The following is a 9,948-nucleotide window of genomic DNA, read 5'->3' as shown; positions in this document are numbered from 1 at the left end:
ATGCTCAATGTTTTACGTGCAACGCGATGCGCAAGGTCTGTTGATTCGCGTGGAAGCCGCGGCCTACGCCGAGGCCACGGAAACGCTGCCGGCCGACAGCCATGAAATCCAGGCCTGGTTCGCCAATGAAGTGGTGGAAACCAGCCTGAAACAGCTCAAGCAGAGCGACCTGGAAATGATTCGGGTACTCGACGACCTGATTCAGGTGCTGACCCAGAAGGGCGTGATCCGCGTCACCGACCTGCCGCCGGCGGCGCAGGCCAAGTTGATGGATCGGACACAGGCACGGGAAGCGCTGGGCGGGTTGAGCCAGTTGATCGACGATGAAGAGACCGGGTTGATCTAATCCCGAATCTTCGTTGACTGAGCTGGCCTCATCGCGGGCAAGCCCGCTCCCACAATGGGGTGGGTCACCGCAGTTATGTGAACGACACAAATCCTGTGGGAGCGGGCTTGCCCGCGATGGCGGCATCACTGACGCCACAAGGATAAAGTCTTAGCTCCAGGGCTTGGGCTCACCAAACAACTGCCCCTGCACCCCATACAGACCCATCTCGCGAATCACCGACAACTCGCCTTCGGTCTCCACCCGCTCGGCAATCAATGGCAGGTCGATGCTGTGCGCCGCACGCTGGATCGCCTCGATGAACAGGCGCTTGTCGCTCTCCTGATCGATGGCGCGAATGTAACTACCATCGATCTTCAGATATGCCAGCCCCAGCCGTGCCAGGTTGCCGATCATGCTGAAGCGTCCACCAAAGCGCTGCAGGCTCAGGGAGAAACCGAGTTCACGCAGACGCCGGGTCAACTGCTCCAGCACCGCTTGCTCCGGCAATTGCTCCTCGCCGATCTCCAGCGTCAGGCGCTCGCCGAGGTCGGAGTGCGCTCGCAGAATCTCGAACACTTTGTTCAACGCCTGTGGATCGGCCAGGGTCGCCGACGACAGGTTCAGCGCCAGCGAATCTTCATGCGCCTTCATTTGCTCCAGCACGCGCTCGAGCATCAGACGGTCCAGCCGCGCGGTCCAGCCAAAACGCTCGAGCCACGGCAGGAAACGCCCGGCCGGGATGGTCTGGCCTTGATCATCGAGCAAGCGCGAGAGCACTTTGTAATGCAGCACCAGTTGCGTGTCCTGGGCGGCCACCACCGGTTGGAAGTACAGCTCGAAACGTTGTTGATTGAGCGCCTGATCGAGCAAGCGATGCCAGGCGTGGTGATCGTCACCGACGTCCGCCACCAGGCTCTGATCGATGCACGCCCAGTTCTGCTCGCCCTGCCCCTCGGCCTGCGCCAGCGCCTGATCGCCCAACGTGAGGACCGTTTGCGGCGAATCACCGTGGGCAAACGGGGCGAGGCCGATGGAGGCCACGGCCGGCACATCGGTGGCGCCGGTGGCGTGCAGGCTGCTCAATGCGCTGTCGAGGCTCTGCGCGAGTTGCAGCGCTTCTTCGCGCACCAGCCCTGGCGCCAGCACGGCGAACTCACCGCCGCGAATCCGGGTGACGAGGTTCTGGGTTTCCGGGTATTTGGCGCACTCGCGGGACAACTGCTGGCCCACGGCTTTGAGCAGTTCATCGGTGCGCTGCCCGCCCAGGCGCTGGTTGAGCCCGGCCAGATCCTTGACCCGCAACAGCAGCAGGTAACCGGAACTGGCCTGCTCCGGATTGCTCACGCGGTTGTGCAGTTGCATCTCGAAATAGCGCCGGTTGGCCAGCCCGGTGAGGTTGTCCTGATAAGACTCGGCGCGCAGTTTTTCGCTGCGCTCGGCCTGCTCCTGGAACAACGCCTTGAGCTTCTCCACCATCTGGTTCATCGCCTGCACCACGCGCCGCAGTTCAGGGGTACGCGGCAACTCCGGCAGGCTGAGGAATTCGCGGCGGGCGATGGCGTGGGACTGTTTGACCATGTAATCCAGCGGGCGCAATTGTCGGCGCAGCAGCAGCGCGCCGAGCACTGCACTGACCGCGCCGCACAGCAGCAGCCAGCCGAGGCTGCCCAACGCGCTCTGCCACAGTTTGGCCACGGCAAACATCGGGTGGCTGACCACCTCGACCCGCGCCGCCTGCTCCCAGCCACGGCTGACCAGCGCATCGCCACCGGCCGGTTCCAGGCCGATCAGGTTGACGAACCAGTCGGGCACATTGCTCACCGCCGGAATCCCGCTGCGCTCGACAATGGTCTTGTCAGTCTTGAGATCGACCACGCGAATGCTCGCGTAATAGCCGCTGTCGAAAATCGAGCTGACCAGCAGCTCGACCATCGCCGGGTCGTCGATATTCGGCGTCAGCGACAACGCCAGCGCCGTGGCGGCGTCCTGGGCATGGGAGCGCAGCTGGTTGACGTACTGGGTGCGCGAGCTCTCCAGACTGACCATGAAGCTGCCGGTGAAGGCGACCACCAGGAACAGACAGATAGCGATCAACAGCTGTTTGAACAAAGACATCTGAGCGCGTGCTCCTAGTTAGTCGTTTCGACCGGAAAACCTTCGGCCTGCATTTTCTTCAGCACATCCTGCCAGCGCGACAGGCGTTTGGTGTCACCGACCTTCTTGTTGCCCTTGGCTCCCGGCAGGTACAGACCTTCAGCATTGAAAGAGTAGACGGGCAGCAAGTCGGTTCGCTGGGACGCAGGCTGAATCGGATCGATCAGGCTGTCGAGCACCAGCGGCATGGCATCGGGGGTGGCGTAGTAAGTCAGTACCATGTGTGCGCGATTCTGGCGCAGTGCCTTGACGTAGGTGATGCGCAGCTTGTCACTGGAGACCCCGAGATGACGCAGGCTGAAATACTTGGCGATCGCATAGTCTTCGCAATCGCCGGCGCCTTTCCACAACGCTTCGATGGGCGTCTCCCAATAATCGACCTGCCCCCACAGATCGATATCTTCTACATAACGCACCTGCTTATTGAAAAACAGGTTCACCACTTTGAGCTTTTCCATCTCGCTGACCTGTTTCTGCGTGGCCAGCAGGTTCTGCCAGGCATCGATCCGCTGCTGTCCGGCACCCAACGGGCCGTAGAGCGCCGTAGCCTTGCGGCTGATCGCGGAAAAATCCCAATCGGCATGCAGGCCGCCCAGCATGAAGCCGGCCAGCAACAGTGCGCAGCCTAGCCAGCGCAGAGTCCGGGGGATCGCGAAACGTACCGCCACAGCAGGTTTCCAGGGGGCAGGAAGGAAAGCGTTTGATGGTGAAGCTTAGCCCGGCAAAAAACAATGGCACCATGAGATCATCGCCATCGCGCTAAACTTCATTCAGGACCGCAATCCTTTACATGGTTTGACAACCTGTAGAGCAATCACTAGTGTCTTTGGATCCAAATTCCGTGGTCATTCAGGGTGAGTAGTTGTGACACAGAAGCCCAAACCGCTGCACAGCATCAAAGTCGATGGGCCGATTCCCGCACACCTTGCCCGCTCGATCATCGAAGAAACCCTGCGCTCGGCGATCCTTGACGGTCGCTTGCCGTGCGGCACCGCCCTGCGCCAGCAGGACCTGGCCGACCTGTTCGGGGTCAGCCGCATGCCGGTGCGCGAGGCTCTGCGCCAGCTCGAAGCGCAGGAACTGCTGAGCGTCACCACCCACAAGGGCGCCGTTGTAGCGCCGCTGATTCAGGGCGACGCCACCGAAACCTACGAGTTGCGGATCCTCCTCGAATCCGAGGCCATGCGCCAGTCGATCCCGTTGCTGACCAGCGCCGATCATGCACACGCCGCCGGCTATATCGAAGAACTCGAAACCCAGCACGACTACAGCGAAATCGGTCGGCTCAATCGCCTGTTCCACATGGCCCTGTACAGCAAGGCACCGAATAAGCGTCTGCTGCGGCTGGTCGAAGACGGCCTCAACGAGGAGGAGCGCTTTCTGCGTTTCAACCTCGAAGCCATGGGCCTGGGCAAACTGTCCCAGGAAGATCACCGCGCGATGCTCCAGGCCGTGATTGCGCGCGACGTCGAGCTGTCGGTGAAGTTGCTCACGCATCACCTCAACCGTGGCGTCGAGGTCATTACCCGCTTTCTCGCCAGCCCTGCCGGACAAAACCGCAAGGCCGCTCGCTGATGTTCTCCACGCCGGTCTCAGGCCCTCGCAGCTGACCGGCGAATAACCCGCTTACAAATCCCCTCTACGGTCTGCCGCAAACCCCGGTGGCGGATCCGCCTGTTCGCTCTAACCTCCCTGCGCCCATAAGCCTGGCATTGCAGTTCGCTGCGGACGAATCGGTCATAGCCGTCCCGCCAATTTACCCGCACTCTTAAACGGCCAACCCATGAAGAACGGGCGACGCACCGCACCGCCGGCGCAGTCCCCGCACCAGGAACCTACGGAAGGAGCCTTGCCACGGGATAAAAGGAAGTTACGGCGCCGTTTCCGGCCCACTTTCATTCCTATACATCACATCAATTTTTCGCTTCTTAAAGTTGCTTTGAGTGAGGCATTCACTCTTGTATTCAATTTTGGCCATTATTTGCCGAAAGGAGCAACTACGCCCAAGTAAAACTTAAACTAAAAGTTTTACCGGGCCGACTCACACTTGAAAAAGGCACAACTAAAAATAATTAAAAATAAACTTGTTAAGTTATTTGACGATGTATTAGCTTTTCCTCGCCGAGCAGGTTCGCCCCGCAAATACGGCGCAGCTCTGCAGCCAGCCAACAGCTTTGGCAAATAGTCGCCAACGCATGGCCGAGAGCCTTTCATGCACTTTGCAAACTTTCATTAATCCGAATGAGGGCCGCGTTCGCCAATAGAAAATATTTCAAACTTATAAAGTCCGCGTTGATGCACTGAACGAGCAACTCCCTCTATTCCAATAACACCGAGGTTCGCCATGATGCCAACTAAAGAACAACTCGCCCTGAAAAAAGCGCAATTGAGCGTTCACCCGATCTTTACCGAAATCGATTCGTTATCGGTACTGCGCAGGTTCATGGAATCCCACGTCTTCGCCGTGTGGGACTTCATGTCGCTGACCAAACGCCTGCAGCAGGAGCTGACCTGCACCCGCCTGCCATGGCTGCCGCCACGCGATCCGCATGCTGCGCGGCTGATCAACGAGATCGTGCTTGGCGAAGAGTCCGACGACCGTCCCGCCCATGGGCATTACAGCCATTTCGAACTGTACCTGGACGCGATGCGCGAAGTCGGGGCGAGCACCACGGCGGTCGAACGGTTTGTTGCGCTGCAACAGGAGGGCGTGAGTTACGACGTCGCCTTGCAAAGCGTCGAAGTGGATCCGGCAGCAGCAAAATTTGTTCGCGAGACGCTGAACACCGCACTGCATGCGCCAGGCCACAGCGTTGCTGCCGCGTTCCTGCATGGTCGCGAGAGCGTGATCCCGACGATGTTCCAGCGCATCCTCGATGACTGGGGGATCGGCATCGAACAGGCGCCGACCTTTCGCTATTACCTGGAGCGCCACATCGAGGTCGACTCGGAAGATCACGGCCCGGCGGCGGAGCAACTGCTTGAGCGTCTGATCGATGGCGATCCGCAGCGCGAAGCCGAGGTCTATGCCAGCGCCATCGCGGCGGTGGATAGCCGCATCGCCCTGTGGGACGGCCTGCGTCTGAGCATGCGTGAACCTTTGGCGGAGGTGGCCCAATGAACGCCGCCGACTATCAATCCTTCGCCGACGCCTGGGAAACCCGCGCCACCATCCGCACCCGGCCACGGCGCGAGCTCGAAGACGATGAGCGCCTGATCTATCCGCTGAGCCGCCAGCCGCTGGTGCTCAGCGAAACCTTCCTGCGTGAGTGCCCGCAGCAGCGTGATTTCGCCCTGGTGCAGACGCTGTACAAGTTCATCAACGACGTAGTGATTTTCGAGACCGAGATCGTCGACCAGACCGCCCGCGCCATCGCCAAGAATCGCTTCGCCGTGCCGTTCCCGTTCGCCTGTCGCTACGACGCGATGACCGTGGTGGTGGACGAGGATTACCACGCACTGGTGGCGATGGATTTCATGCAGCAGACCGTGGCCATGACCGGCATCGAGCCGATCGAATTGCCCGCAGAAATCGAACTGAGCCGGGCAATTCCTGCCGCTGTGGCGTTGGCGCCCGAGCACCTGCGCAGCGCGGTGGAACTGATCTGCGTGGCCATCGCCGAGAACACCGTGACCGGCGACGTCGCCGCGTTCGCCCGGGACGATACGGTCAAGCCATCGATCAAAGGGTTGATGGCCGATCACTTGCTCGACGAGGGCCGGCATTCCAGCTTCTGGGCCCGGATGGTGCGCATCTATTGGCACACCGCCAATGACGCGGATCGGGAAACCATCGCGCAGATCCTGCCGGTGTTCATCGGCCATTACCTGACCAACGACATCCAGAAGTCCTTCGATCTGCGCCTGATCGACGCCTTGCCGGTCAGCGAGGCAGTGCGCCGCTCGCTCAAGGACGAAATGGCCGGGCTGGCGTTTCCGATCAATCGCCACCATCCGCTGGTGGGCAACATCGTGCGCTTTTTCCACAGCAGCTCGCTGCTCGAAACGCCCTGCGTGCAGCACGCCCTGCGTGACTATCTGGTTTGATGAGGAGGCCGACATGAGACGTCTCGACATTTTATTGATTGGCGCCAGCCAAGCCATGACCGACCTGGCGCAGGAACTCGAACAGCACGGTCATTCCTTACGACGCAGCGGTACGGCGCAATCGCCGGTGGATCTGATCATCGACGATGGCTTCATCGGCGCTGGCGATTTCTGCGCCATCCCGCACTTGCATCTGCGTCTGGGTATCGGGGCGCCGGGCCTTGGCGGTTTGCCGACACTCGACCTGCTGTGCTTCCTCGGCTCATCACTGATCAGCCGTGTGCCGATTGGCGATGAGCCGTCCGGCAATGGTCAGGCTCTGCGTCAACGGGTGCTGACGCAGGTGATCGACGAAGTCGCGCTGCTGGTCAGCCGCTTCTCCCGCGATGCGGAGTATTTCCAGCAGGCGATGCCCGCCACGGCACCGGACTTCGAACAGGTGGAGGACCTGCGGTTTCTCGACAGCCTGGCCTACGTCCATCGCCTCAACGACACGGCCAGCTCGGTGCTGCTGAAGCAGGCGCAGATCCCGCTGATCAAGCGCCTGCAAGAGAGTCTGATCGAACACGCCGAACGGCCGGCGCTGCACCTGGCCGAGCAGTCGCTCAGCTATCGTCAGTTACATGCTCACAGCCGGGCGATCCAGCAACGTCTGCAACCGTTGCTCGAACAACATCCGCAGCCGTGGATCGTGGGCATTTGCCAGCCGAAAAGCCCGGCGCTGTTCGCCTCGATTCTGGCGGTGCTCGGCAGTGGCGCCGTGTATCTGCCGCTGGAGCCGAGCCATCCGTTGCAGCGCCAGCAATACATCCTGCAAAACGCCGGCGCGGTGTTGTTGCTACACGACGGCGAGCATCCGCTCGGTGAGTCGATGCCCGGGCTGGATGTCAGTCGTATCGACAGCGCGGACGCGGATCTCAGCCAACCGTTGATGCGTCAGCGGCCGTCGCTCGACGCACCGTGCATGGCGCTCTACACCTCCGGCACCACCGGGCATCCGAAGTGCGTGCTCTTGAGCCAGGCGAACCTTGCGCACTTCACCGCGTGGTACGCCGATTACGTGCAGCTGCGCGCCGAGAGCCGGGTGTTGCAGTTCTCTTCGCTGAGTTTCGATTCTTCGCTGATCGATATCTTTCCGAGTCTGCTGCAAGGCGCGGAACTGGTGGTGCCGGATGACACGCAACGCCGCGATCCATTGCAACTGGTGGCGCTGATCCGCCGCCGGCAACTGACCCACGCGTTCCTGCCGCCAGCGCTGCTGAGCATCTTGCCATTGGAGCAACTGCAAGGCGTGGAGGTGATGACCGGCGGCGACGTCTGCGAGCCCTTCGTCATCGAGCAACTGACCCGTCAGGGCAAGCTGCACAACCTCTACGGCCCCACCGAAGCGACGGTGCTGATTACCGCTCGCCAGCTCAAACCGGGTGACAGCAACCGCACTCTTGGCGCACCGATTGCCAACAGTCAGGTGCTGATTCTCGATGACGACTTGCAACCGGTGACGGAGAACAACGTCGGCGAATTGTTCATCGTCGGTCCCGGCGTCTGCCTCGGTTACTTGAACAATCCGCAGCAGACCGCAGAGCGTTATCTGACCCTGCAACTGCCGCACGGTGAGAGCTTGCGCGCCTACCGCAGTGGCGACATGGCCAAGTGGGGCGAACTCGGCATCGAGCTGTGTGGACGGCGCGATAATCAGGTAAAGATCCGTGGTTTCCGGGTCGAGCCGGAAGAGATTGAGCGCTGCCTGCGCGAGAGCCAGTTGTACCGTCAGGTGTCGGTGGTGATCGACAGTCAGCGGCGAATTCTGGCGTTCCTTGCGCAGCCGCAATCGGACGCCGCTCGCGATGCATTGAAGGCGCATGCCCAGCAGTTTCTGCCGGACTACATGCAACCGGTGGCGTGGACTGAACTGGCGCAGATGCCGTTCGCCAGCAACGGCAAGGTCGACCGCAAGGCGTTGCTGGAGCTGCCGGTGAGCGTGCAGGACAGCGGTCCGAAATGCCTGCCGGCAAACGCTGACGAGGCGTTGCTGCTGGAGATCTGGGCGGAACTGCTGGAGCTGCCGAGCAGCGATATTTCCACCGACGAAAGCTTCTTCAATCTCGGTGGGCATTCGATTCTGCTGTCGCGGATGTTACTGCGCTTGCGTGAGGAATTCGGGCGCAGCATCTCGATCAACCGCTTCATCGAACTGCCGACCATCATCAAGCTCGCGACGCTGGTGCGCGGTACCGATGACAGCGCGGTGCTCAGCGCCCAGGCCATGGCCGACGCCGAGCGTGCGCTGAACATCGAGCCGCTGCCGATCAGTCGCCTGGGCGATGTGCACAAGGTGATCGTCACTGGCGCCAACAGCTTTGTCGGCGTGCACATCGTCGAAGCGCTGCTTGGATGGGGCGCCAGCGAGGTGGCGTGTCTGGTGCGTGACGGGAGCGGGCAAACCGCGGCGCAGCGCTTTGCCCAAGCGTTGCGCGAGAACCGTCTGGAGCATCTGGATTTGAGTCGGGTGCGGATCTATTCGGCAGACCTCACCCGTCCGCAACTGGGTCTGGCCGATGACGATTATCAGCGCCTCGATCGCGAGTTCGGCGCGCTGGTGCACAACGCCGCCAACGTCAATCACGTGCTCGATTACGAGTCGCTGGCTGCGGATAACGTCGAGCCGATTTTCGAGCTGCTGCGCCTGTGTGAAGGGCGCAGCAAAAAAGTCTTCAACTTTGTCTCGACGCTGTCCGCTTCCAGCACTGTCGATGACGAAGGCCGCGTGCTCGAATTGCCCGCCGCGCCGACCCCGCCGATCTACATCCGCAACGGCTACAACCTGTCGAAATGGGTCGGCGAACGCATCCTCGAACGGGCCCGCGAGCGCGGGGTGTGGGTCAACCTGTATCGCCCCGGCAACATCAGTTTCAACAGCCTGAGCGGCGTCTGCCAGCCGCACAAAAACCGTTTGATGCTGATGCTCAAGGGTTCAATCCAGCTCGGACAGGTGCCGGCCTTCGCGCTGAATTTCGACCTGATGCCGGTGGACTTTCTCGCCCGCTTCATCGCCTTCCACGCCAGCCGTTACTCGAGCGAAAGAGCGGTGTTCAACCTGCACAACCCCGAGCCGCTGAGTTGGGATGCCTACGTCGCCTCGTTCCGCGAAACCGGCAGCGAGTTCTCGCTGGTCAGCGTCGCCGACTGGCAACAGCAACTGGGCCGGGTCGATGCCGACAACGCGCTGTTCGGCGTGCTCGGTTTCTACCTCAACGGCTTCGAGGAGGACATCGGCGACATCTCCCTGATCGGCCACGCCAACGCCGAAGCCGGTGTGCAGCAGATGGGCGCGCGGTATCCGGAAAAATCTCCGGCGCTGCTGCGTCGCGGCTGCGATTACCTGAAACAGATCAACTTCATCTAACTCATCAAGAAGG

Annotated in this window: 7 protein-coding genes; 5 read left to right on the top strand and 2 right to left on the bottom strand. The window is 61.1% G+C overall.

The genetic code is table 11. From position 1 onward, the window contains the following. Positions 1-7: 7 nt before the first annotated feature. Positions 8-346 (top strand): hypothetical protein, encoded by a 339-nt coding sequence (locus ABV589_RS15565; RefSeq protein ID WP_007962018.1) that lies wholly within the window; start codon positions 8-10, stop codon positions 344-346. A gap of 150 nt (positions 347-496) precedes the next feature. Here ABV589_RS15565 and lapD read toward each other — a convergent pair whose 3' ends face one another. Then, entirely contained in the window at positions 497-2,443 is a 1,947-nt protein-coding gene (gene lapD, locus ABV589_RS15560; protein ID WP_367082340.1) for a cyclic di-GMP receptor LapD, read from the bottom strand. 14 nt (positions 2,444-2,457) lie between these two features. Further along, positions 2,458-3,150: a cysteine protease LapG gene (lapG, locus tag ABV589_RS15555; protein ID WP_367082338.1), complete on the bottom strand. Its 693-nt coding sequence runs from the start codon at positions 3,148-3,150 to the stop codon at positions 2,458-2,460. A gap of 196 nt (positions 3,151-3,346) precedes the next feature. Here lapG and ABV589_RS15550 point away from each other — a divergent pair, with 196 nt between their 5' ends. The 4 genes from ABV589_RS15550 to ABV589_RS15535 all read left to right on the top strand — a co-directional run bounded on the left by ABV589_RS15550 (position 3,347) and on the right by ABV589_RS15535 (position 9,935). After that, positions 3,347-4,057 (top strand): GntR family transcriptional regulator, encoded by a 711-nt coding sequence (locus ABV589_RS15550; RefSeq protein ID WP_367082336.1) that lies wholly within the window; start codon positions 3,347-3,349, stop codon positions 4,055-4,057. A gap of 769 nt (positions 4,058-4,826) precedes the next feature. Next, a complete protein-coding gene (locus tag ABV589_RS15545) occupies positions 4,827-5,603 on the top strand; it encodes a DUF3050 domain-containing protein (RefSeq protein ID WP_367082334.1) in 777 nt (258 codons plus the stop codon). Continuing rightward, positions 5,600-6,529, top strand: a complete 930-nt coding sequence (locus ABV589_RS15540) for a diiron oxygenase (RefSeq protein WP_367082332.1) — start codon at positions 5,600-5,602, stop codon at positions 6,527-6,529. Before ABV589_RS15545 ends, ABV589_RS15540 begins: the two co-directional genes overlap by 4 nt. A gap of 13 nt (positions 6,530-6,542) precedes the next feature. After that, positions 6,543-9,935 carry a non-ribosomal peptide synthetase gene (locus ABV589_RS15535; protein WP_367082330.1) on the top strand — a complete coding sequence of 1,131 codons (3,393 nt, stop codon included), beginning with the start codon at positions 6,543-6,545 and terminating at the stop codon, positions 9,933-9,935. Positions 9,936-9,948: the final 13 nt, after the last annotated feature.

Origin of the sequence: Pseudomonas sp. HOU2, assembly GCF_040729435.1 — a bacterium.
GTDB lineage: Bacteria > Pseudomonadota > Gammaproteobacteria > Pseudomonadales > Pseudomonadaceae > Aquipseudomonas.
Note: the sequence above shows the minus strand (reverse complement) of the source record. Positions and strands in the feature narration are given on the sequence as shown.